This is a genomic window from Streptomyces sp. NPDC094034 (assembly GCF_040303865.1).
Classification (GTDB): domain Bacteria; phylum Actinomycetota; class Actinomycetes; order Streptomycetales; family Streptomycetaceae; genus Streptomyces.
This window is the reverse complement of sequence record NZ_JBEOUD010000017.1, coordinates 59,727-82,080: the sequence shown is the minus strand read 5'-3', so window position 1 is coordinate 82,080 and position 22,354 is coordinate 59,727. Positions and strand designations below refer to the sequence as shown.

Sequence of the window (22,354 nt, the reverse complement as noted above, 5' to 3'; positions counted from 1 at the left end):
GCGCCTACGGGTCGCACCAAGATCTTTACCCGACTACGCAAATATTGGCGTTGCCACATGGACGGTCGAGGATCAGCGCTCGTACCGTCGTGTTCAAGAGTCTCAACAGGGGCCCAACACAAGAGGTTTCGTCATGGCGCGCGAGGAACTCACCCGACTTACCGGTAGCGGCAACGGGGAATGTAACCAAAACGACTGCCCCAACGTCTACCGGACCGCAAGCGGCTCCATTGTCGTTCAGGGCGACCTGTCCCGTGCTTTCCAGCCCCCACCGGGAGAGGCCCTGGTAGAAATTCCGGAAGCAGTGCTCAAGGAGGCTGTTCATGCTCTTGGATGGTGAAGCATGGCAGGCAAAGTTCCGGGACTTCGGGAGCGAGGCGTGGCGACTTGAGACCATGCCTGCCTACAACGTCCCGCAGGAAGAAGACGAGATCAGGGCCTTTCTGGCGGGCGAGCGCATCAACCCTCACACACACTCGAACGGGTACACCGAAGATCTGAAGAGGGTACGAGGCGAAGGAAAGAGCAAAGGGCGCGTACACATCGTCACCCGCCCCCTCTCCACCTACCTCCAGTACGAGTTCATGTACTACCGGCCGCATGTGTGGGCAGGCGAGGATATCCGAATCATGGACGTGACCGAAGGGGATAACCCCCTGGCCGGAGTCCAAGATTTCTGGATGTTCGACAAGAAGGAGGTCGTCCTCATGCACTATAAGACAGACGGCACACAGACAGGCCGGGAAGTGTACGAGGGTGACGTAACGCCATACCTCCGGTATCAGCGCATCGCGTTGGCCGAGTCGGTGCCCTTTGAGGAGTACGTGAAGGGCCTTGACGTTTGATCCGGAAGAGCTAGGACAGTCCAAAGCGGACCTAGCCGACACACTCAGAACACTCCGCAAGCGAGCCGAGATCACTCAGACCCGGCTCGCTCAGCGTTGCAATATGTCTCAGACAAAGATCAGCAACATTGAGGGCTCGAAGCTGACGCCGAGCCTCGTTGACGTAGAGCTGATCCTCAGAGCCTTGGATGCTCCGCCGGACCTTGTCGCACGGGTAGCGGCCCTTGCTCGCACAGCAAACACCGAATGGCAAGACGTCTGGTCGCAACGTCGTACGGGGCTGGAGAAGAAGCAGAATGAGCTGGCCGGCTTCGAGCAGACTTCCAAAGAGTTTCGGTACTTCCTTCTGTCCATGGTGACTGGCCTACTCGCGACGCCCGACTACGTGAGGGCGAGCCTTGCCCACATCCCCGGGGACCACGGAAAGACGATCACCAAGAAGCTGGAACGGCAATCAATTCTTTACGACACATCGAAGCGTTTCACGTTCATCCTGACCGAACAGGCTGTCAGGTGGCCATTTCTCCCCGGGCCGGCCATGGCCATGCAGATGGACCGGCTGGCATCGATCAGCTTGCTGCCGAATGTCCGACTCGGGATCATCACTATGGACAGCCATATACCGGTGGCGCCATTGAACACCTTCACCGTCTATGACACTCGGATAGCCACAGTGGAGACACAGACGGGAGCGATGGTTTTTCGAGATCACCGGGACGTCTCCGCCTATCTTGATGAGTTCTCCGTGTACGAACGCTACTCCTTGTTCGGCGAGCGATGCCAAGAACAATTGTCCGAGTGGGCCGGCACGTGCCGCACATGATTCTTACCCGACAACAGAAATATTGACCGGAAGGCCCGTCAGCTGCCCTTATCTTTGATTCCAGTCAACGAGTCTCGAAGGGGCAGATATGAGCGACGGCTGGAATCGCGTCGCCCGCAAGCTTGAGGCTCACGACAAGAGGCGGGCCCGGTTCAAGGCGACCGTCCACTGAAGAAGCTCCCGCCCCGGCGGTGGAAACCCTGGACAGGTCGAGCGCCAGGGCGGGTGACCAGCCCGCGGAGATGAGTTCTCCGCGGCCACGGGCCATGCCATCGACAGTACGGCGGCATGGCCTCTCGCGAAAGAGGAGGTTCGTGGATGAGCGTTGCTGCCGTCGACAGGTACGAGACGCGCACACCCGACGCTGGAGGATGGCGCGGAGTCCCCTTCAGGCACCCCGGTGACATGGCCGGTGACATGGAGGTAACCGCCGAGGCGGACAGCGGGAAGCACGACGGAGGCCCCATGCCCCCTGAGGCCCCCCGGGAGCCCTCCCCGCAAGGAGGTGAGGACACGTAGCCCCCGTGGTCGGCTGAACAGCCCCTGTCGTACGCCGATCTCGTGGCGGACGGCAGGGGCATCCCCGCGCCAGAGCAGGAATCGGGGTCCCCGACCGCCCGCCCAGCGAGTTACGCGGGTTGCCGCGACCGGCCTTGCCCCGGTGCGTCGTTGACCATCCTCGGAGCGCGTCCGGCGCCCGCCGGGCCGACGCCGGGTCGCGCCCGTACCCACCGCCTGCGACCCGCCTACGGTCGTCCTACGAGCCCGCGGGCGCCGCCGCCACCGCCGCCTGGGGGCGGATCGGGAGGCGGCTGATGGGGCGGCCCGTGGCCGCGCGGACGGCTGAGGCGACCGCCGCCGGGGAGGTGACCACCGGGGCGGCGCTCGCGGGCTTGGCGCCGAAGGGGGCCACCACGTCGCGCTCCTCGACCAGCTTGACGATACGGATGTCCGGGGCGTCCAGGGATGTCGGGAGCGCGTACCCCGTGAGGTCGGGGCGGCGGATCAGACCGCGGGTCGTGCGGAGGTTCTCCGTCAGGGCCGTGCCGATGCCCTGTGTGACGCCCGCCTCGATACGGGTGGCCAGCTGCGCCGGGTTGAGGACGCGCCCGACGTCCTGGGCCACGGCCATCTCGACGACCCGGACCGAGCCCAGCTCGATGTCGACGTCCACGACCGCGCGGATCGCGCAGAAGGCCAGGCCCACGAAGGCGTCGCCCTGTCCGGAGGCGTCGAGGGGTTCGGTGGGGTGGGGGCGGCACTGCGCCGTCGCCCAGAGTTCCTTGCCGTCCATCGCCTCGGTGACCGTCGTGGACAGCACACCGTCGTACGAGGTGATCTTGCCGTCCGTGATCTGGAGCAGTTCGGTGGACATCCCGAACTTGTGGGCCAGCGGCTGGAGCAGCTGCGTGCGGACCATCTTCGCCGCCCGCTCGACCGCGCCGCCCGAGACCCAGGTGTGCCGGCCGTGGGCGGCCGGTCCCGCCGGGGGCTGGTCCGTGTCGACCGAGGCGACATGGACCTCCTCGATGCCCAGCGTCTCCTGCACGATCTGCCGGGCGAGGGTGGCGAAGCCCTGGCCGGTCTCGACGGCCGCGCAGATGACCGTGGCGACGCCGTCGTGGACCTTGACGGTGGCCGTGGAGACCTCGTCCGCGCCCTCCGCGCCGAGCATATGGACCATGCCGAGCGCGTAGCCGACTCCCCGGCGCACGGCCCCCGGCTCGCCCGCGCCCTCGGGGCCGCCGGGCAGTAGCCAGGCCGCCTCGGGGGTGTCCTTGGGGAGCGGGGGCAGCGGGAAGTCGCGTACGGAACGGAGCAGTTCGGCCACGGGAGCCGGGCAGGTCACCGTCTGGCTGGTGGGCAGGATGTCGCCGGTGGCCAGCACGTTGCGCAGGCGCAGCTCGGCCGGTTCCACGCCCAGCTTGGCGGCCAGCTTGTCCATCTGGCCCTCGTACGCCGCGCACACCTGCATCGCGCCCTCGCCCCGTACATGTCCGGAGGGCGGGTTGTTGGTGCGTACGGCCCAGCCCTCGATGAAGGCGTGCGGGACGACGTACGGGCCGCAGGCGAAGGCGACCGCCGCCGCCAGGGACTCGGACGAGGCGTCCGCGTACGCGCCCGCGTCCAGCAGGATCTGGGCCTCGACCTTGACGAGCCGGCCCTCGGCGTCCGCGTGGTGGCGGTAGCGCAGCAGCGTCGGGTGGCGGTGGGCGTGGCCGAGGAAGGACTCCTCGCGGGTCGCGGCGAGTTTGACCGGGCAGCCGGTGCGCAGCGCGAGCAGGCCGAGGGGGATCTGGAAGCCCGGGTCCTCGCGGTCGCCGGTGGCGCCGGGTACGCCGGTGACGACGACCTTCACCCGGTCCGGCTCCAGGCCGAAGCACGCGGCGGCCAGATCGCGGTCGGTGTGCGGATCGGTGGAGGCCGTGTAGATCTCGACGCCGCCGTCGGGCCGCGGTACGGCGAGACCCGCCTCGGCACCGATGGGCGCCGGGTCCTGGCGGCCGATGCGGTACAGCCCCTCCACGACGACCTCGCCGGTGATGTCCGGATCGCCGTAGCGCAGCGGGATGTGGCGGATCAGATTGCCGTCGGGGTGCAGCGGCTCGGCGGCGAACGCCTTCTCGGGGTCGGTCACCGGGTCGAGCACCTCGTACTCGACAGCGATCGCGGCGGCGGCGAGCCGGGCCGTGTCGGGGTGGTCGGCGGCGACGGCGGCGATCGCCTCGCCGTGGTGGCGTACGACCTCCGAGGCGAAGACGGGGCGGTCGGCGATCCGCCTGCCATACGCCGAGTCGCCCGGGACGTCCTCGTGCGTGACGACGGCGCGCACGCCCGGCATCTCGGCGGCCGCGGCGGTGTCGATCGAGACGATACGGGCGTGCGGGTGCGGCGAGCGCAGGATCGCCGCCCACAGCAGGCCCTCGGCCCACAGGTCGGCGGCGTACGGGAAGGTGCCCTCGGTCTTCGCGCGCGCGTCGGCCGGAAGGAGGGATGCGCCGAGGCCGTGCGCGGGAGGCTCCTGCTGGGGGCCGTCGAGCGTCGGGGCCCCGGTGGCCGCGTCGTTGCTCACGCCATGCCTCCGTCGGGCGAGTGCGGGTGCGGGTTGCTGGGCGAATTGCTGGGCGGGGTGTGCGGGCCGGTGTGCGGGTTCAGGTGCGGGGGCTGGACGCCGCCGGCCCCGGGAGGTGCCTGATGCGGGATGCGGGCTTCCTCGGTGGCCGCGGCGGCGGCCTCCGCGCTCGCCCTGCGCCCGGCGACGACCTCGCTCACGGCGTCGAGCACACCGCGGTAGCCCGAGCAGCGGCAGAGGTTGCCGCAGAGCGCCTGGCGGGTCTCCAGCTCGCTGGGGGCGTGGTTGCCCTCCAGCAGGTCGTGGACGGTCATGGCCATGCCGGGGACGCAGAACCCGCACTGCACCGCTCCGTACTTCGCCAGCGCCCGCTGGACGTCGGAGGGTTCGCCGTCGGCGGCGAGCCCCTCGACGGTACGGACCTCGGATCCGGCGGCGGTGGCGGCGGGGACGAGGCAGGAGGCGACGAGCCGGCCGTCGACCTGGACGTTGCAGGCGCCGCATTCGCCCTGGGAGCAGCCGTCCTTGGCGCCCGCGAGGCCGAGGCGCTCGCGCAGCACGTACAGGAGCGACTCGCCGATCCAGGCGTCCGTGACGGGGCGGTCGGCGCCGTTGACGCGCAGGACGTAGGAGCCGGAGGGGTGTTCGGCGCTGTCGTTGCTGCTGGTGAGCACCGCCGGCTCGGCCTCGGCCTCCGGCGCGGGCTCGGGTGCCGCCGTCGGCTCCGGCGCGGCCTCCGCCACGGGCTCAGCGGCGTGCTCAGCCGCGTGTTCAGCGGCGTGCTCGGACTCGGCCGGGATCTCGGGAGCGGCCCCGGAAGCGGCTTCGGGGACCGCTTCGGGCACGGTCCCCGAGGCGGGCTCGTGCGCGAGGTCCGGTAGGGCGTCCGGCAGGGCCGCGGACGGCCCGGGCTCGGCGACCATCGGGGCCACTGGTGCCGCCGGGGCCGAAGCCGCCGGGGCCGAAGAAGCCTCCGGGACCCCCGGTACCCCGACGCCCTCGGGGGCGGTGAATCCCCCGGCGTCTGCGCCAGGAGGTGCCGGTTCCGTCGCCCATGGCGCGGCGGCGCCGCCCGGCAGCGTCGCCGGCGGGCTGCCGCCGTTCCACTGGGACGCCAGCACCGACTTGCTGAACTCGCCCGATTCATCCGGAAGATCACCCTGGGCGATCGGGATCGTCCACTGACCGGTCAGCTCGGATCCACCAGCGGCGTCCCCGGGCGCGGTCTGTCCCGCGCCCGCACCGGCACCGGCGCCCGCCCCGGCGTCGGCGCCGTTGCCCGTACCCGTACCCGCGCCCGTGTCGTCGAAGTTCCAGTGGCCCGTCGCCTGCGGGTCGTAGCCACCGCCGGGCCCGTAGCCACCGTGGCCGTACCCGCCCTGCGCGTACCCGCCCTGGACGTAACCGCCCTGCGGGTACGGCGCGTGGTCCTGTGCCCCGCCGCCCTGCCCCGCGGCCGGCCAGTGCACCCCGCCCTGGCCATCGGCCGCCGACGGGTCCACCGGTGTCGGCGGCACGATCTGCGGCGGTACGTATCCGTGCCCCGGCGCGGCCAGCGGCGCGTCGAAGGTGTCCTCCGGGGGCAGGTGCACGAAGGCGGTCGACTCGCCGTCGTACTCCCCGCCCTGCGGGACGGGCTGCCAGCCGCCCTGGTCCCCGGAGGCGGCACCGGAGTTCTCGTTGGTGGTCACGACAGCGCCCTCCCCAGTGCTCGTCGGGACAGCGCGGCGACGGTACGCCGCAGATGCAGTACGGCGGGTGACGGGGGTGGCGCCTCGCCCCCGTCGTCCGGCGCCGGCGGGTCCGGGATACAGGCCGCGGCGACGTACTCGCCGAAGGCGGCGAGCGCCTCCTGCGCGAGCCCCCGCGCGCCGTCCCAGTCGATCAGTGAGGCGATCCAGCGCTCCGCCTCCAGCGGGCGCAGCGGCATCGGGGCGATCGCGCCGACCGCGCACCGCACCCCGCGCCGCGCCGGGTCGAGCACGACGGCCACGGACGCGGTGGCCCTGCCGGGCCCGGTCCGTCCCGTCGCCTTGAGGAAGACCTGCGGGGCGTGCAGCAGGGGCACCCGCACGAAGCCGATGAGTTCGGCGGGCGCGAGCATCTCGCGGCCGGCCAGCAGATGCGAGACGGGGATCTCACGGCGCGCGCCGCCGGGCCCCCCGATCACCAGATCGGCCTCCAGCGCGGCGAGTACGGGCAGCGCGTCGCCGGTCGGGGCCGCGGTGGCGATATTGCCGCCGAGCGTCCCGGCGTTACGGATCTGGGGCGGGCCCGCCGCGCGCGCGGACGCGGCGAGCGCGGGGATGAGCGCGGCGAAGTCCGGTCTGCCCATGCGCGCGTGGGTGAGACCGGCGCCGAGCAGGGCGTGACCGTCCTGGTAGTGCCAGCCGCGGAGCTCGCTGATCCGGCCGAGGCCGACGAGTCCCGCGGGCCGCAGCTGGCCCTTGTTGACGGCCGCCATGAGATCGGTTCCACCCGCGACGGGCACGGCTGCGGGCATCGCGGTGAGCGCCGCCACGGCCTCGTCCAGCGAGGCCGGCAGCGTCACGAACTGCGCCGTCTGCGGTGCGTGCGTGGTCAACCCAGCTGCCCCTTTCCGGTGTCCCGGTGTCCCGCCCGTGTGGCCGTACCGTACGTGCTCACAGACCGGACGTGGCAACTCTGGCACATCTTCCGGCCCGCCCGACGCGAGGGTCCGCGAAGGACGTATCCGTCCCCCACCAGGAGGAAGGTCCGGTTTCGCACCTCTTCGCCGTCACATACGGAATGCCACTCTTCAGCGGTCGTTGTGCGACTTGTCCTGACGGACTACTTGTCCTTACGGACTACCACGGTCGCAGGGACACCGTCTCGGGGTGGCCATCTCCCCGTGGGCTCACACGTTTGGGGGCGCCCCCTCGATCGGGCGGCCGAGCACGCCGGGGCGGCGCTGCCAGGGCAACGGCCCGCCGGGCGGGCGGTATTCGACCCCCAGGGCGTCAAGGCGCCGGTAGTGCTCGGCCATGCGCTGCTCGAAGTCGGCGAAATCACGTTCGGCGGGGGCGGGAAGATCCGACCAGGCGACTTCGGCGAAGGCGGCGAGCCGCGGGAAGACCTGGTAGTCGACGCGGGAACTGTCCTGCATCACCTCGGTCCAGACATTGGCCTGGGTGCCGAGGACATGGGCCGCCTCCTCCTCGGTGAGCTCGGGAGGCAGGGGCTCGAAGCGGTAGATGTCCTCCAGGGTGCGTACGTACCCGATGGGCATCGGCTCGTCGTCGCCCGCCGCCTGACGGTGGTCCAGATACACCTGCTGCTCGGGGCACATGACGACGTCATGGCCCGCCTTCGCGGCGGCGATCCCGCCCGCGTATCCGCGCCAGGACGACACGGCGGCGCCCGGCGCGAGCCCGCCTTCCAGGATCTCGTCCCAGCCGATCAGCCGCCGGCCGCGCTCGGCGAGCCAGCGGTCGAAGTGCCGGATGAACCAGGACTGGAGCCCGTCCTCGTCGGTCAGACCGAGCCGCGCGATCGTGGCCTGGGCCGCCGGCGAAGCCTTCCACTGGTCCTTGAGGCACTCGTCCCCGCCGACATGGATGAAGGTCGAGGGGAAGAGCCTGAGCACTTCCTCGAAGACGTCCTCGTAGAACCGCAGGGTGTTGTCAGTGGGGGCGAGTACGTTTGGGTTGATGCCCCAGGTGTCCCAGACGGTGAGGGAGGTCGTGTCGATGACATCGGTGTTGCCGAGTTCCGGATACGCGGCGATGGCGGCCTGCGAATGTCCCGGGATTTCGATCTCGGGGACGACGGTGATATGCCGCTCGGCGGCGTACGCGACGATCTCGCGGATGTCGTCCTGGGTGTAGTAACCGCCGTGCGGCTTCTCCTCCCAGAGCTCGGAGGCGCGGTGGCCCCATTTGGTGCGCGGACGCCAGGAGCCGACTTCCGTCAGTTTCGGATGCTTCTTGATCTCGACGCGCCAGCCCTGGTCGTCGGTGAGATGGAAGTGGAAGACATTCAGCTTGTGGGCGGCGAGCAGGTCCAGATAGCGCAGGACGCCGTCCTTGGGCATGAAGTGGCGTGCCACGTCGAGCATCAGCCCACGCCAGGCGAAGCGGGGCGCGTCCTCGATGAGGGTCATCGGGACGGACCACTCGCGCGCGGGGTCGAGCGGGGCACCGCGGTACGCGTCGGGCCCCAGCAGCTGCCGGAGGGTCCCCGCCCCCCAGAAGACCCCGGCCGCGGCGCCGCCCTCGATACGGATCGCCTCCGCGTCGACGCTGATCCGGTACCCCTCGGGGCCCAGTTCGCGTGCGATGTCCGGGCTGATCCCCAGCACGATCCGGTTGTCGTCGGCGCCGACGACACCGGAGTCGTCCGGGAACGGCAGCCCCGTCGCGGCTCCGACGGTGGTGCGGAACCATCGCGCCACGCCCTCCGTACCGGGCTCCGCCACGATCACCGTCGCCTCGTCGAGCGGGAAGACACCCGCCCCCGGATGTGTCGGCCAGGCCCGCCTGGGGTCCGGGATCAGATCCATGAAGTCCACCTCTAATCCTTGACGGCGCCGCCGAGTCCGGAGACCAGGCGCCGTTGTACGAGCACAAAGAAAACCAGCACGGGAACGGTCATCACCGTAGACGCGGCCATGATCCCGCCCCAGTCGTTCTCGTCCGGTTTGAAGAAGACCAGGAGCGCCATCGGAAGGGTCGACTGGGAGGTGTCGCTGATGATGAAGGACTTGGCGAAGAGGAAGTCGTTCCAGGTCGAGATGAAGGAGAAGACACTCGTCGCGACAAGCCCGGGGAAGACCAGCGGGAAAAGGATCTGCCACAGGAACCGGGTACGGCTCGCGCCGTCGATGTAGGCGGCCTCCTCCAGCGCCTCGGGTACGGCCTTGACGAATCCGCGCAGCATCCAGACGGCGAACGGAAGCGAGAAGGCGAGGTGCGGCAGGACCAGCGAGCCGAGCGTATTGAGCAGCCCCGCGTCCCGCATCAGGAAGAACAGCGGGATGGCCAGCGCCTCGATCGGCACCATCTGCGCGACGAGGAACATGATCAGGAGGGTCGTGCGGAATCGGAAACGGAACCGGGTGACGGCCGTAGCGGCCAGAAACGCGATCAGCGCGGAGGCGATCACGACCGTTCCCGCGACCACCAGGCTGTTGAGGAAGTAACGCCCGAATTCCTGCTGTTCGAAGACCCGGCGGAACGAGTCGAGGGAGGGCGAGAGCGTCCAGGGACGGGCCTGTGTCGACTGGATCTCACCGGCCGGTTTGAACGCGGACAGCACCATCCAGTACAGCGGAAAGGCCACGATCACGGCGATGACGAGGGCCGATGCCTCGGCCAGCAGCCGCCAGGGGCGGCGAATACCGAGCAGGTTCACAGTTCTTCTCCCCGGCGTCGGATCAGTCGCAGATAGACGAGCGTGACCGCCAGCAGAATCAGCAGCATGACCACGCCGATCGCCGAGCCCAGGCTGTACTGCGAGGACGCGAAGGCCTTCTGATAGGCGTAGACATTGAGCACGAGATTCTGGCCCGCGATTCCGCCGCCGTTCGTCATCACATAGATCTGGGTGAAGACCTTGAAGTCCCAGATGATCGACTGGATGGTGACGACCAGCAGGATCGGCCGCAGCATGGGCGCGGTGATCGACCGCCAGATCCGCCACTGCGAGGCACCGTCCAGCGAGGCCGCCTCAAGCACCTCGCCCGGGATGGCCTTGATGCCCGCGTAGACGGTCACCATCACGAACGGGAACGAGCACCACACCACTTCGAACAGGACGAGCGCGAAGGCGCTGTAGCGGCCGTACGTCCAGGAGAAGTCGCCGAGCCCCAGCAGCCGGTTGACGGGTCCGTAGTCCGGGTCGAAGAGGAACACCCAGACGGTGGAGCCGGTGATCGCCGGGGTGGCCCAGGCGCCGAGCGCGGCGAGCATCAGCGCGAGCCGCGGCGCGGCCCGTACGCGCGTCAGCAGGACGGCGAGCGCGCAGCCGACCGCCAGGGTGGCGACGACACACGCCGCGGCGAACAGCACGGTCGCCAGCAGCACCTGCCAGAACTGGCTGTCGCCGAACAGCGCGGTGTAGTTGCCGAAGCCCTTGAAGGAGGTCGGTTCCCCGCCGCTGACCTGCGCCTGGGTGTACTCCAGGAAGGAGATCAGGCCGAGTTGGTAGATCGGGTAGACCAGCAGCCCGCCGAGGACGACGAGCGCGGGCGCGAGATAGAGCCAGGGGGTCCAGCCGGCCCGGCCGGCCCGGCGGGGGTTCCGCCGGGCCTTCCGGGGTGCCTGCCGGGCCTCGGATACGGGCGGCCCCGGGACCCCGGTGGCCTTACGGCCGGAGTCGATCCGGCCGGCGTCGGTCGTCATGGCGCTCAGCCCGCGGACGAGAACGCCGCGTCCATCTTCTTCGCCGCGTCGTCCGACGCCGCGGCGACGTCCTTACGGCCGCTGACGATCTCCTGGAACATCGTCGGCAGGATGAGCGAGGAGTCGATCTGCGCCCAGCCCGGCGACGCGGGGACGAACTTGGCGCCCGCGCCGAGGGTCTTGACGAAGGGCTCGATGAACGGCTGCTTCTTCGCCGAGTCGGCCAGCACGTCCTTGTACGTCGGCAGGAAGCCCATCGCGTCGAACAGCTTGGCCTGGGTCTCCTTGCCGGTGAACGACTTCATCAGGTCGACGGCGAGCGTACGGCGCGGGCTGCTCTTCAGTACGCCGATGTTGTTGCCGCCCGCGAAGGCCGGCGCGATCGAGCCCGCCTCGACCCCGGGCAGCGGCACGACCGCGTACTTGCCCTTCACGGTGCCCGCCTCGACGGCCTGGTGGCTGAAGTCGCCGCCGATCGCCATCGCGGCCTTCCCGGAGGCGAAGGCGGTCACCGTCGCGTTGCCCCCCATCGAGGCGCACTTGGCGGCCGGACAGTTGTCGTCGCCGAAGAGGGAGGTGTACGCCTCGATGCCCTTGCGGGCGGCCGGGCTGTTGACGGCGGACTTGTACGTACCGCCGCTCTCCTGCGCCAGTTCGCCGCCGTTCGCCCACAGGAACGGCATCGCGCCGTAGGTGTACGCGCCGCCGACCGCGAGCCCGTACAGTTCCGGCTTCGCCTTGTGGACCTTCTTGGCCGTGGAGATCAGCTCCGCCTGGGACTTGGGGGCGGCGATCCCCAACTCCTCGAAGACGTCGGTGCGGTAGTAGAGCGCGCGGACGCCGACGAAGAGGGGCGCTCCGTAGATCTTGCCGTCGACCGTGACGGACTGCCGGGCCGTCGGGTCGGTGTCCTTGGCCTCGTCCCAGGCGTCGAACTCCTTGGTGACCTCGGCGAGTCCACCGTCCTTGACGTATCCGGCCGTGTCGGTGTTGCCGTACTCGATCAGGTCCGGGGCGCTCTTCGGGTCGTTGAAGGCGGCCTTGATGCGCTGGGCGCGGGTCTCGACCGGGATGTACTCGATCTCGACCTTCGTCCCCTCGTGCTCCTTGCCGAAGGCGGCGACGGCGGCGTCGACGACCTGCTCCTTGGGCTTGTTGTTGACCTCCTGGAAGAGCCAGACGCGCAGCGTGCCGCTCTTCTCGTCCTTCGTCGTGCTGGTGTCGGAGGTCTGGGGGGCGCAGGCGGTGGCGGTGAGGCCGGTGAGCGCGAGCGCCGCGACCGGGACGGCAATGCGGGAGGAAAGCTTCATCCGGGATCCCTACGAGTCGGCGTTGCAGTATGCGCAACGTACGTTTCGTGCTGCACAACTCGCAGGAGATTAAGCGCGGCTGGAAGTCGCCGACAAGTGGTCTCAACCAATCTGTGACGCGAAGGCCCGGCGAGGCACCCCGGGCGGCCCTGCGCGCGGCGCCCGTACAGTGCCCGTACGGCGCCCGCGCACCACAACGCGAGACGGCCTCCGGGGTGCGCGTGTGCACGCGCGCCCCGGAGGCCGTCTACCGGCAGTGGACCAGCGGTCGCTACTTCTTGCCGCCGTCCTTGCCCTTGCCCTTGTCCCCGCCGGGACCCATGGACTCGTAGATCTCCTTGCACATCGGACAGACCGGGTACTTCTTGGGGTCGCGCCCCGGCACCCAGACCTTTCCGCACAGTGCGACCACGGGAGTGCCGTCGAGGGCACTCGCCATGATCTTGTCCTTCTGGACGTAGTGGGCGAAGCGCTCGTGGTCGCCGTCGCCTTGCGACACCTGCGGTGTCGGCTCCACGAGGGTGCCCGTACCTGCCCCGCGCTCGGGCTCAAGAGTGCTCATAGCAGCCAAGGGTACCCAGGCCCGGGGCATCCCGGAGGCTCCGGGTCCGTGCACTCCGGAGCCATACGCTCACGCATCGCGCCGACACGCCGACGACACGCCGAGTGACAACCACCGGGGCGCTCGGCGCGCCGACGGACGGGCCGACGGCCGGGCCAGGCGGCGGAACGGGACGCCGAGGGATCGCCGGCCGCGCGGGCCGGACCGGCCGACCGTCAGTTGAGCGAGGGATCGTCCGGATATGTCGCGACCATGGCCAGCTCGCCGCGCTGTCTGCGCAGCACCGCCCGCCACAGGCTCTCCGGTCTCGGCGACGACACATCGCCCGGCTCCGACTCCACGACGTACCACGCCCCTTCGCCCAGCTCCTCCTCCAGCTGACCGGGGCCCCAGCCCGCGTAGCCGGCGAAGATCCGCAGCGAGCCGAGCGCACGCGCGAGCAGTTCCGGCGGGGTCTCCAGATCGACGAGGCCGATCGCCCCGTACACCCTGCGCCACCCCAACGGCCCCTCGTCGCCCGGGATCACGGCGAGACCGAGGGCCGAGTCCAGGGAGACGGGCCCGCCCTGGAAGACCACACCGGGGTCGCCCGCCAGCTCCCCCCAGGACTCCAGGATGTCCGCGACACCCACGGGCGTGGGCCTGTTGAGGACCACGCCGAGTGAGCCCTCCTCGTCGTGATCGAGGAGAAGCACCACCGCGCGGTCGAAATTCGGGTCGGCCAGGGCGGGAGTCGCGACAAGCAGCCGCCCTGTGAGCGAGGACACCTCGGTCATGCGAGACATGATCCCGCATATTCGGGGTCCGCGGGGCGCACCCGGCACAGTGCGCGTGAACGCAGCTCAGCACACCCGGCGGTGACGGGAGCACGCGATCGCCCGGAAATCGGCATGGTGACCCTCCGCGAAGAGACGGAGACCGTACGTGTCGAGTCGCTTCGATTACGTGAAACCTGTACGCCGGCCGCTCCCCGGGCCTTACGGGGCGGGGGTCCCGGCCCCTTACCCTTTTCCTTGACCACCTGCCCGCCCACTCCGGAACGCGAGATTCATGACCGGCACAGACGATGTAATGCTTGTCCACGGCGGAACCCCGCTGGAGGGCGAGATCCGCGTCCGCGGCGCGAAGAACCTGGTGCCGAAGGCCATGGTCGCCGCGCTTCTCGGCAGCGGTCCGAGCAGACTGCGCAATGTGCCCGACATCCGCGACGTACGGGTCGTACGGGGACTGCTGCAATTGCACGGCGTGACCGTACGTCCAGGAGACGAACCGGGTGAGCTGATCCTCGACCCGACCCATGTCGAGAGCGCGAATGTCGCCGACATCGATGCCCACGCGGGCTCGTCGCGCATTCCGATCCTCTTCTGCGGACCGCTGCTGCACCGGCTCGGCCACGCGTTCATTCCGGGTCTCGGCGGCTGCGACATCGGCGGCCGGCCGATCGACTTCCACTTCGACGTGCTGCGCCAGTTCGGCGCGACGATCGAGAAGCGCGCGGACGGCCAGTACCTGGAGGCGCCGCAACGGCTGCGCGGCACGAAGATCCGGCTGCCGTACCCCTCGGTCGGCTCGACCGAGCAGGTGCTGCTGACGGCCGTGCTCGCCGACGGCGTCACCGAACTGTCCAACGCGGCCGTGGAACCGGAGATCGAGGACCTCATCTGCGTCTTGCAGAAGATGGGCGCGATCATCTCCATGGACACCGACCGGACGATCCGGATCACCGGCGTCGACCGGCTGGACGGCTATGCGCACCGGGCGCTGCCCGACCGTCTGGAGGCGGCCTCCTGGGCGTCGGCGGCGCTGGCCACCGAGGGCAACATCTACGTGCGCGGGGCGCAGCAGCGCTCGATGATGACGTTCCTCAACACCTACCGCAAGGTCGGCGGCGCCTTCGAGATCGACGACGAGGGCATCCGCTTCTGGCACCCGGGCGGCTCGCTCAACGCCATCGCGCTGGAGACGGACGTGCACCCCGGCTTCCAGACCGACTGGCAGCAGCCGCTGGTGGTGGCGCTGACGCAGGCGTCAGGGCTCTCCATCGTCCACGAGACGGTGTACGAGTCGCGGCTGGGCTTCACCTCCGCGCTCAACCAGATGGGCGCGCACATCCAGCTCTACCGGGAGTGCCTGGGCGGCTCGGACTGCCGCTTCGGGCAGCGCAACTTCCTGCACTCCGCGGTCGTGTCGGGCCCGACCCGGCTCCAGGGCGCGGATCTGGTCATTCCCGACCTGCGCGGCGGTTTCTCGTATCTGATCGCGGCGCTGGCGGCGCAGGGCACGTCGCGGGTGCACGGCATCGATCTGATCAACCGCGGCTACGAGAACTTCATGGAGAAGCTCGTCGAGCTGGGCGCGAAGGTCGAGCTGCCGGGCGGCGCGCTCGTCTGACGCGCCGTCACACCCATCACGTCCGGTACGCCGTCGGCCCCGCTCTCCTCGGAGCGGGGCCGACGGCGTACCCGGGTCCGGCGGGCGCCCTTCGGGGCTTCTGACGGCCCTCTGGCGGCCGGAAACACCGGGGGCGGCCACCCTGTCCGGGTGGCCGCCCCTGCGTGTCGCCTATGGGTGTTACTTGCCCTTGGCGGCTTCCTTGAGCTTGGAGCCCGCGGAGACCTTCACGCTGTAGCCGGCCGGGATCTGGATCGGGTCGCCGGTCTGCGGGTTACGAGCGGTCCGAGCGGCACGGTGGGTGCGCTCGAAGGTCAGGAAGCCGGGGATGGTGACCTTCTCGTCGCCCTTGGCGACGACCTCACCGACCGTCTCGGCGAGAGCGGCCAGCACAGCGTCGGCGTCCTTGCGGGTCACCTCGGCGCGGTCGGCCAGGGCGGCCACCAGCTCACTGCGGTTCATGTTGTTACTCCCGTGTTCTTCTTGCCTGTAAGGCGTGAGATCGAAGCCGATGCTGCCAGGGCCCTCGGACAGTCCCCGGACCCGGGTCTGCTGACAGACCCTCGCGCCCGAATACGCATCCTGCCCCCACCAGCGGCGGGAAAGCCAATCCGGCACCCTCCGGAGTCACACGAAAAGCGCCACTGCCTCGTCGTCGTGACGTTCCGTCGACTCTGTGGAGACTCCTTGGAGCCTTGGGGCCCTTGAGCCCGCCGGAGGCCCTGAAAACCTCCCTGGAGCGGCGGGGCTCATGGTCCGCCACCCTAGAGGGGCCCGTGGGGCCCGGCGAATCGCGACGCGCCGGGCACCGGACGGACGTGAGATGTACCGCAGTCCTGGGTAGCGTGTCCGGGCCCGGTGGTGGGCCTGGTCACATTTCGGGCCGGGCCCCGGGGGGCGTGTTTCGCGCTGCCCGGGACCCCTCCTCCGCCGCGGTCCTCGGATCAGACCTGGGTGACGGGAGCCGTCACGTCCCCGCCGGCCGCCCTGGCGGCGTCGCGCACCGCGCCCGCCACCGCGCCCGCGACCTTGTCGTTGAAGACCGAGGGCACGATGTAGTTCGGGTTGAGCTCGTCCTCGGTGACGACATCGGCGAGCGCCGCCGCCGCCGCCAGCATCATCTCCGTGTTGACCGTGTGGGACTGGGCGTCCAGCAGGCCGCGGAAGACACCGGGGAAGACCAGCACGTTGTTGATCTGGTTGGGGAAGTCGGAGCGGCCGGTGGCCACCACGGCCGCCGTCTCGCGCGCGATCGCCGGGTCGACCTCGGGGTCGGGGTTGGCGAGGGCGAAGACGATCGCGCCGTCCGCCATGGCCGCGACGTCGTCGCCGTCCAGCACGTTCGGGGCCGAGACACCGATGAAGACGTCCGCGTCGACCACGGCTTCCTTCAGCGTGCCGGTGACGCTCTCGGGGTTGGTGTTGTCGGCGATCCAGCGCAGCGGCGACTCGGGGGCCGCCTCCACCAGGTCCTCGCGGCCCGCGTGCACCACCCCGTGGATGTCGGCGACCACCGCGTGCTTGACGCCCGCGGCGATCAGCAGCTTGAGGATGGCCGTACCGGCCGCGCCCGCGCCGGACATGACGACGCGTACGTCCCCGATGCCCTTGCCCACCACACGCAGCGCGTTGGTCAGGGCGGCGAGCACCACGATGGCGGTGCCGTGCTGGTCGTCGTGGAAGACCGGGATGTCCAGCGCCTCGCGCAGCCGCGCCTCGATCTCGAAGCAGCGGGGCGCGGAGATGTCCTCCAGGTTGATGCCCGCGAAGCCGGGGGCGATCGCCTTGACGATCTCGACGATGGCGTCGGTGTCCTGGGTGTCCAGGCAGAGCGGCCAGGCGTCGATACCGGCGAAGCGCTTGAAGAGGGCCGCCTTGCCCTCCATGACGGGCAGCGCGGCCTTGGGGCCGATGTTGCCCAGGCCGAGCACCGCGGAGCCGTCCGTGACGACCGCCACGGAGTTGCGCTTGATGGTCAGCCGCCGGGCGTCCTCGGGGTTCTCCGCGATCGCCATGCAGACCCGGGCCACACCCGGGGTGTAGATCATCGAGAGATCGTCGCGGTTGCGGATGGGGTGCTTCGACTGCATCTCGATCTTGCCGCCGAGGTGCATCAGGAACGTACGGTCGGAGACCTTGCCGAGGGTGACGCCCTCGATGCTCCGCAGCCGCTCGACGATCTCCTCCGCGTGCCCCGTGGAGCTGGCGGCGATGGTGACGTCGATACGCAGCTTCTGGTGGCCGGAGGCGGTCACGTCCAGGCCGGTCACCGAGCCGCCGGAGGACTCCACGGCCGTGGTCAGCTGCGAGACCGCGGTACCGCTCGCGGGCACCTCCAGCCTGACCGTCATCGAGTACGAGACGCTGGGCGCCGTTGCCATGACCGAGTCCCTCTTCTTTCCCTAGCCTCTTTGCCGTTCCGCCCGCCCCACATCGGCGGCGGAACCTTCAGATCGTCGCACCTACCGACTGGTAACAGGTAAAGACCTTTATCTACGGAACGCGGTCTTCCATGATGTGCGACGAAAACAGGCCTTCACCAAAGTGTGGTGAAGGCCCGCCGACGTGTCTGTGGCACTGGCGTAAAGCTGACGCAAAGGGTGGCACCGACCCGCCATGCTCGCCTCGCGGCAAGTGGTCGCTCGAAGCGACGAAGGTTGGGCCCGGGGGCTTGGATCGAGTCGGTGCCACCCCCAGGCTAACAAACCACCCCGGTAAGTGATTCCGTCCGCGCGAGTTGACTACCGGTCAATCGCGGGACCGGCTCGGGGCCGGTCCCGGGATCGAGCGGGAATCAGTCCCGCAGCAGATCCGGTACGCCCTCCGCGTCCGGTTCGTCGCGGGCCGCCGAGACCACCGTGAGCTGCCGGGTCGCCCGGGTCAGCGCGACGTAGAGCACCCGCAGACCGGCCGGCGACTCGTCCGCGATCTCCGCCGGGGAGACCACGACCGTCGCGTCGTACTCCAGCCCCTTGGCCTCCAGGCTGCCCAGCGCCACCACGCGGTCGCCGAGACCGGCCAGCCAGCGCGCCGCCTGCTCACGCCGGTTCATGGCGACGACGACCCCGACCGTGCCGTCCACCTGGTCGAGCAGCCGCTCGGCCTCCGCGCGTACCGTCGCGGCCGGATCGCCGTTCCGCACGACACGGAAGCGCGGCTGTACGCCGGTGGAGCGCACCGCTCTCGGCGACTCCATGCCGGGCATGGCGAGCGCCAGGACCTTCGACGCCAGCTCGGCGATCTCGGCCGGGTTGCGGTAGTTCACGGTCAGGGTGAAGCGACGGCGCGGGCGGGTGCCGAGGGCCTCGTCGCGGGCCTCCGCCGCCTCGTCCGGGTCCGACCAGGACGACTGCGCCGCGTCGCCGACCACCGTCCAGGTGGCATGCCTGCCCCGGCGGCCGACCATCCGCCACTGCATGGGCGTCAGGTCCTGCGCCTCGTCGACGATGACATGCGCGTACTCCGTACGCTCCGCCGCCAGCCGTTCGGCCCGCTCGCGCTGCGACTCCTCGCGCTCCGGCATCAGCTCCTCAAGGCCGGTCAGCTGGTCCAGCGGATCGAGATCGCGCCTCTTCCTGGGCCGGGGCGGCGCGCCGAGCAGCGTCTCCAGCTCGTCCAGGAGCGCCACGTCATGGACGGAGAGCGGGCCCGAGCCGTCCGGGCCCAGCCGCTTCAGGGAGCGGGCGAGACGGCGGGTCTCGCCCGGGTTGAGAATCCGTCGCGCCCAGCGGCCGAGCCGTCGCTCGTCGGCCATCTCGGCGAGCACCCCGCGCGGGGTCAGCTCGGGCCACCAGGCGCCCAGGAAGGCGAGGAAGCTGTCCTCGGACGTGACGTCCTCGTCGAAGGACGAGCGCAGTTCCGCGGCCAGCTCCGGGTCGGTGTGCCGCTGGGCCGATCCGGACTTCGCCCAGAGGGCGTCCAGCAGGAGTCTGCGGGCGCGCGGTCTGAGCAGATTGACCGGCGCGGTGCCGCTGAGCACCGACTGCCGGATACGGTTCAGCTCGCCGGCCTCCAGCTCCAGCCTGCGGCCGAAGGCGACGACCCGGAGCAGATCGGTCCGTACGGCCACGGTCCCGGCGGAGTCCTCGTCGCCGTCCCCGTCCTCGTCCCCGATCTCGCCGAAGGCCAGCTGGCCCTGCTGCCCCCGCTGCCCCTGCCGACCCCGCTGATCACGGTTCCTGGATCCGGGGCCCGCCGGGAAGGAACCTTCCAGCGCCCCCCTGGCCGCCTTGCGCAGCACCTTCAGCATCCGGGCCGAGCCCTTGACCCGCGCCACCGCCGGTTCGTCGTACGCCGTGGCCTCCGCGCCGTCCACCAGCGACCCGACCGCGCGGATCGCGACCTGCCCCTCCTCGCCCAGCGAGGGGAGCACGCCCTCCGTGTACGCGACGAGCAGCGGCGTCGGCGAGACGACCAGGATGCCGCCCGCGTACCGCCGCCGGTCCTGGTAGAGCAGATACGCGGCGCGGTGCAGCGCCACGGCGGTCTTGCCCGTACCGGGCCCGCCCGAGACCTCGGTGACCGAGGCGGCGGGGGCCCTGATCACCAGATCCTGCTCGGCCTGGATGGAGGAGACGATGTCCCGCATGGTGTGCCCGCGGGCCTGGCCGAGCGCCGCCATCAGCGCGCCGTCCCCGATCACGGCCAGCGCGGCGCCGTCCAGCGAGGCGGTCAGCTCCGGCCGCATCAGATCGTCCTCGACCCCGAGGACCCGGCGCCCCTTGGAGCGGATGACCCGGCGCCGCACGACCCGGCCGGGATCGACCGGGGTGGCGCGGTAGAAGGGCGCGGCGGCGGGCGCGCGCCAGTCGATGACCAGCGGGGAGTAGTCGGAGTCCAGGACTCCGATACGGCCGATGTGCAGCGTCTCGGCGATCTCGGCGGTGCTGTCGGGCCCGATGGCGTCGTCGGCGGGCTCGACCGAGGTGTACGCGCCGTCCGGGCCCTTCTTGCCGTCCTTGCCCCGCAGGAGGTCGATCCGCCCGAAGAGGAAGTCCTCGAATTCGCTGTTGAGCCGGTTGAGGTGGACCCCGGCGCGGAAGACCTGGGCGTCTCGCTCGGCGAGGGCTCCCGGCGTGCCGACCTGCCCCCGTTTGGCGGCGTCGTTCATCAGGAACTCCGCCTCGTGGATCTTCTCCTCAAGGCGGCGGTACACCTGGTCCAGATGGCGCTGCTCGACGCCGATCTCGCGGTCGCGCACGGAGTCGTGCTCCGTGGCGCGTACGGGATCGACGGCGGGTCCAGCGGTTTCTACAGCGGCATCCTGCGCGGCCACCGAGGCCCCCTTCATGACGTGCGTTGGGCAGCCGTCAACCGTACGCGAAGGGGGCGGGTATGTCAGGCGTCGACTTCCACCAGACGTTTGCCGTCGAACGTACGGACCTCGAAGTGATCGATGTCATTGCTCTCCATGGCCGTACCGCCCTCGACGTAGAGCGGCTTCTTGCCGTTCTCGTCCGGGCTGTCGGGTATGCCGTACCCCCACGCGGGCACCGACCACGAGGTGACGACCTCCTGCTCGCCGGTCTTGGAGACGGCGACCAGACTGCACTTGAGCGGGCCCTTCACATTCTTCAGCTCCAGGGCGGCGCGGGTGCCCCAGGCCTTGGGCTCCATGGCGATGGAGGCGCTGACCTTCGTGAGGGTGTCCGTGGCACCGATCTTGCCCGGCATACCGGCGAACTCCTCGGCCGGGGTCCGCTCCTTCGCCACCGGCGTGCCCGCCTCGGCGCCGCCCGAGGTGGCGATCCCGACGCCCACCGGCCCACCGATGATCAGCACCGCGGCGGCGGCGACCAGATACAGCCCCCGGCGCTTGCGCCTGGCGCGCTTGACCGCGACCTCGTCGACCAGCCGGCCGAGCAATTGCGGGCTGGGCCGCACGGAGACGGCGGGGGTCGGCAGCTGCGCGAGGGGTACGGGGGGCGGGGTCAGCGGGGTGGGCGCGAGGAAGGGGTCGGGGTCGTCCGCCAGCATGGCCAGCATCGGCTCCATCCCGGAGAACTCCTCCAGGTGGACGGCGCAGATCCGGCAGCCGGCCAGATGCGCCTCGAAGGCCGTGGCCTCGGCATCGTCCAGAATTCCGAGGACGTACGCTCCGACGGCTTCATGCACAGTACTTTCGTCGCCCAGTCCGTACTGCTCGTGCGTGGTCATGCCGAGACCCCCCTCTCCTCCAATGCGAGCTTCATCGAACGTAGTGCGTAGAACACACGGGAACGCACGGTCCCGCTGGGTATGCCGAGCGTCTCGGCCGCCTCGTTGACCGTGCGTCCCTTGAAGTACGTCTCCACGAGTACTTCCCGATGGGCAGGGGTCAAATCCTCAAGCGCGTCCGAGAGCGTCATCAGCCACAACGCCTTGTCGATCTCGTCCTCCGCGGGCATGACCTCCAGCGGCGACGGGTCGACTTCCTGCGGCCGGGCCTGCCGGCTGCGGTGACCGTCGATGACGATGCGCCGGGCGACCGTCACCAGCCAGGGTCGGACAGAGCCGGTCGCCCGATTGAGCTGACCGGCATTCTTCCAGGCACGGATGAGCGTTTCCTGTACGACGTCCTCGGCCCGCTGGCGGTCGCCCGCGACCAGACGCATGACATAGGCGAGCAGCGGTCCCGCGTGCTCCTGGTAGAGGGCGCGCATCATCTCCTCGTCGGGCACGGGGGTGTTGGCGCGCGGTGCCGCGCTCCGGTGTCGGGCCCGGTGAGGGCGGTCATCGGCCACGGCCGCATCTTTGCGCACCCAAACCTCCCGGTCGAGACCTTCATGGCTGCTTCTCTTTCATCACTACGGAAGCCCGGGAGAGGGCACTCAACGGCCGACGCGAAAACTTTCAAGATCTTTTGCGTCGGAAGGGAGGGCGAAGGGCGGCGGCATGGGCGGGTTCGCACGGGTCCGGGACCCGTGCGCGATTGATGGAGGAGATGTGGAGGGCATGTCTCGAACTCGCGCGGATACCGTGCGGTAGTTGTCTGAAAATCGCGCAACAA

18 protein-coding genes are annotated in these 22,354 nt (G+C 70.0%); 4 read left to right on the top strand and 14 right to left on the bottom strand.

What is annotated here, in order from left to right:
* The first annotated feature begins 133 nt into the window (after positions 1-133).
* From ABTZ59_RS17390 to ABTZ59_RS17380, 3 genes are read left to right on the top strand one after another with little or no spacing between them, the layout of a single operon-like run.
* Entirely contained in the window at positions 134-340 is a 207-nt protein-coding gene (locus tag ABTZ59_RS17390; RefSeq protein WP_351397600.1) for a hypothetical protein, read from the top strand.
* Entirely contained in the window at positions 324-845 is a 522-nt protein-coding gene (locus ABTZ59_RS17385) for a DUF6879 family protein (protein WP_351397597.1), read from the top strand. The genes ABTZ59_RS17390 and ABTZ59_RS17385 overlap by 17 nt, the downstream gene beginning before the upstream one ends.
* A complete protein-coding gene (locus ABTZ59_RS17380) occupies positions 835-1,668 on the top strand; it encodes a Scr1 family TA system antitoxin-like transcriptional regulator (RefSeq protein WP_351397595.1) in 834 nt (277 codons plus the stop codon). The genes ABTZ59_RS17385 and ABTZ59_RS17380 overlap by 11 nt, the downstream gene beginning before the upstream one ends.
* 757 nt (positions 1,669-2,425) lie before the next feature.
* Here ABTZ59_RS17380 and ABTZ59_RS17375 read toward each other — a convergent pair.
* The 9 genes from ABTZ59_RS17375 to ABTZ59_RS17335 all read right to left on the bottom strand — a co-directional run bounded on the left by ABTZ59_RS17375 (position 2,426) and on the right by ABTZ59_RS17335 (position 13,751).
* Positions 2,426-4,741 carry a xanthine dehydrogenase family protein molybdopterin-binding subunit gene (locus ABTZ59_RS17375; RefSeq protein WP_351397592.1) on the bottom strand — a complete coding sequence of 772 codons (2,316 nt, stop codon included), beginning with the start codon at positions 4,739-4,741 and terminating at the stop codon, positions 2,426-2,428.
* The gene (locus tag ABTZ59_RS17370) at positions 4,738-6,432 is read right to left on the bottom strand and encodes a (2Fe-2S)-binding protein (protein WP_351397589.1); all 1,695 of its coding nucleotides are present in this window, start codon (positions 6,430-6,432) and stop codon (positions 4,738-4,740) included. The genes ABTZ59_RS17375 and ABTZ59_RS17370 overlap by 4 nt, the downstream gene beginning before the upstream one ends.
* Positions 6,429-7,325, bottom strand: coding sequence for an FAD binding domain-containing protein (locus tag ABTZ59_RS17365; RefSeq protein WP_351397586.1), 897 nt, complete (start codon positions 7,323-7,325; stop codon positions 6,429-6,431). Before ABTZ59_RS17365 ends, ABTZ59_RS17370 begins: the two co-directional genes overlap by 4 nt.
* Before the next feature lie 294 nt (positions 7,326-7,619).
* Positions 7,620-9,263: a beta-N-acetylhexosaminidase gene (locus tag ABTZ59_RS17360; protein WP_351397583.1), complete on the bottom strand. Its 1,644-nt coding sequence runs from the start codon at positions 9,261-9,263 to the stop codon at positions 7,620-7,622.
* 11 nt (positions 9,264-9,274) lie between these two features.
* Positions 9,275-10,108 carry a carbohydrate ABC transporter permease gene (locus ABTZ59_RS17355; protein ID WP_351397786.1) on the bottom strand — a complete coding sequence of 278 codons (834 nt, stop codon included), beginning with the start codon at positions 10,106-10,108 and terminating at the stop codon, positions 9,275-9,277.
* Positions 10,109-10,110: 2 nt separating this feature from the next.
* Complete coding sequence (locus tag ABTZ59_RS17350) at positions 10,111-11,103, bottom strand: carbohydrate ABC transporter permease (protein ID WP_351397579.1); 993 nt, start codon at positions 11,101-11,103, stop codon at positions 10,111-10,113.
* Positions 11,104-11,108: 5 nt separating this feature from the next.
* Positions 11,109-12,413, bottom strand: a complete 1,305-nt coding sequence (locus tag ABTZ59_RS17345) for an extracellular solute-binding protein (RefSeq protein ID WP_351397577.1) — start codon at positions 12,411-12,413, stop codon at positions 11,109-11,111.
* A 271-nt stretch (positions 12,414-12,684) separates the two neighbouring features.
* Positions 12,685-12,975 carry a DUF3039 domain-containing protein gene (locus tag ABTZ59_RS17340; RefSeq protein ID WP_351397574.1) on the bottom strand — a complete coding sequence of 97 codons (291 nt, stop codon included), beginning with the start codon at positions 12,973-12,975 and terminating at the stop codon, positions 12,685-12,687.
* A 215-nt stretch (positions 12,976-13,190) separates the two neighbouring features.
* Positions 13,191-13,751, bottom strand: a complete 561-nt coding sequence (locus ABTZ59_RS17335; protein WP_249953357.1) for a YqgE/AlgH family protein — start codon at positions 13,749-13,751, stop codon at positions 13,191-13,193.
* Between the two features lie 274 nt (positions 13,752-14,025).
* On the opposite strand from ABTZ59_RS17335, the gene murA reads away from it, so the two are divergent.
* Entirely contained in the window at positions 14,026-15,366 is a 1,341-nt protein-coding gene (gene murA, locus ABTZ59_RS17330; protein WP_351397571.1) for a UDP-N-acetylglucosamine 1-carboxyvinyltransferase, read from the top strand.
* A gap of 180 nt (positions 15,367-15,546) precedes the next feature.
* On the opposite strand, the gene ABTZ59_RS17325 is transcribed toward murA, so the two are convergent.
* The 5 genes from ABTZ59_RS17325 to ABTZ59_RS17305 form a co-directional block, all read right to left on the bottom strand.
* Entirely contained in the window at positions 15,547-15,828 is a 282-nt protein-coding gene (locus ABTZ59_RS17325) for an HU family DNA-binding protein (protein ID WP_004571953.1), read from the bottom strand.
* 482 nt (positions 15,829-16,310) lie between these two features.
* Positions 16,311-17,747 (bottom strand): NAD-dependent malic enzyme, encoded by a 1,437-nt coding sequence (locus ABTZ59_RS17320; protein WP_351397566.1) that lies wholly within the window; start codon positions 17,745-17,747, stop codon positions 16,311-16,313.
* Between the two features lie 413 nt (positions 17,748-18,160).
* Positions 18,161-20,641 carry a HelD family protein gene (locus ABTZ59_RS17315; protein WP_351397563.1) on the bottom strand — a complete coding sequence of 827 codons (2,481 nt, stop codon included), beginning with the start codon at positions 20,639-20,641 and terminating at the stop codon, positions 18,161-18,163.
* Positions 20,642-20,703: 62 nt separating this feature from the next.
* Complete coding sequence (locus ABTZ59_RS17310) at positions 20,704-21,522, bottom strand: zf-HC2 domain-containing protein (RefSeq protein ID WP_351397560.1); 819 nt, start codon at positions 21,520-21,522, stop codon at positions 20,704-20,706.
* Positions 21,519-22,106, bottom strand: a complete 588-nt coding sequence (locus tag ABTZ59_RS17305) for a sigma-70 family RNA polymerase sigma factor (RefSeq protein ID WP_249953362.1) — start codon at positions 22,104-22,106, stop codon at positions 21,519-21,521. The genes ABTZ59_RS17310 and ABTZ59_RS17305 overlap by 4 nt, the downstream gene beginning before the upstream one ends.
* Positions 22,107-22,354 lie beyond the last annotated feature (248 nt).

What these genes read in the sequence shown, in the direction of transcription:
- ABTZ59_RS17340 (WP_351397574.1), bottom strand. Translation starts at nt 12,975, where the DNA reads ATGAGCACTCTTGAGCCCGAGCGCGGGGCAGGTACGGGCACCCTCGTG.
- ABTZ59_RS17345 (WP_351397577.1), bottom strand. Translation starts at nt 12,413, where the DNA reads ATGAAGCTTTCCTCCCGCATTGCCGTCCCGGTCGCGGCGCTCGCGCTC.
- ABTZ59_RS17320 (WP_351397566.1), bottom strand. Translation starts at nt 17,747, where the DNA reads ATGGCAACGGCGCCCAGCGTCTCGTACTCGATGACGGTCAGGCTGGAG.
- ABTZ59_RS17310 (WP_351397560.1), bottom strand. Translation starts at nt 21,522, where the DNA reads ATGACCACGCACGAGCAGTACGGACTGGGCGACGAAAGTACTGTGCAT.
- ABTZ59_RS17350 (WP_351397579.1), bottom strand. Translation starts at nt 11,103, where the DNA reads ATGACGACCGACGCCGGCCGGATCGACTCCGGCCGTAAGGCCACCGGG.
- ABTZ59_RS17385 (WP_351397597.1), top strand. Translation starts at nt 324, where the DNA reads ATGCTCTTGGATGGTGAAGCATGGCAGGCAAAGTTCCGGGACTTCGGG.
- ABTZ59_RS17390 (WP_351397600.1), top strand. Translation starts at nt 134, where the DNA reads ATGGCGCGCGAGGAACTCACCCGACTTACCGGTAGCGGCAACGGGGAA.
- ABTZ59_RS17325 (WP_004571953.1), bottom strand. Translation starts at nt 15,828, where the DNA reads ATGAACCGCAGTGAGCTGGTGGCCGCCCTGGCCGACCGCGCCGAGGTG.
- murA (WP_351397571.1), top strand. Translation starts at nt 14,026, where the DNA reads ATGACCGGCACAGACGATGTAATGCTTGTCCACGGCGGAACCCCGCTG.
- ABTZ59_RS17360 (WP_351397583.1), bottom strand. Translation starts at nt 9,263, where the DNA reads ATGGATCTGATCCCGGACCCCAGGCGGGCCTGGCCGACACATCCGGGG.
- ABTZ59_RS17335 (WP_249953357.1), bottom strand. Translation starts at nt 13,751, where the DNA reads ATGACCGAGGTGTCCTCGCTCACAGGGCGGCTGCTTGTCGCGACTCCC.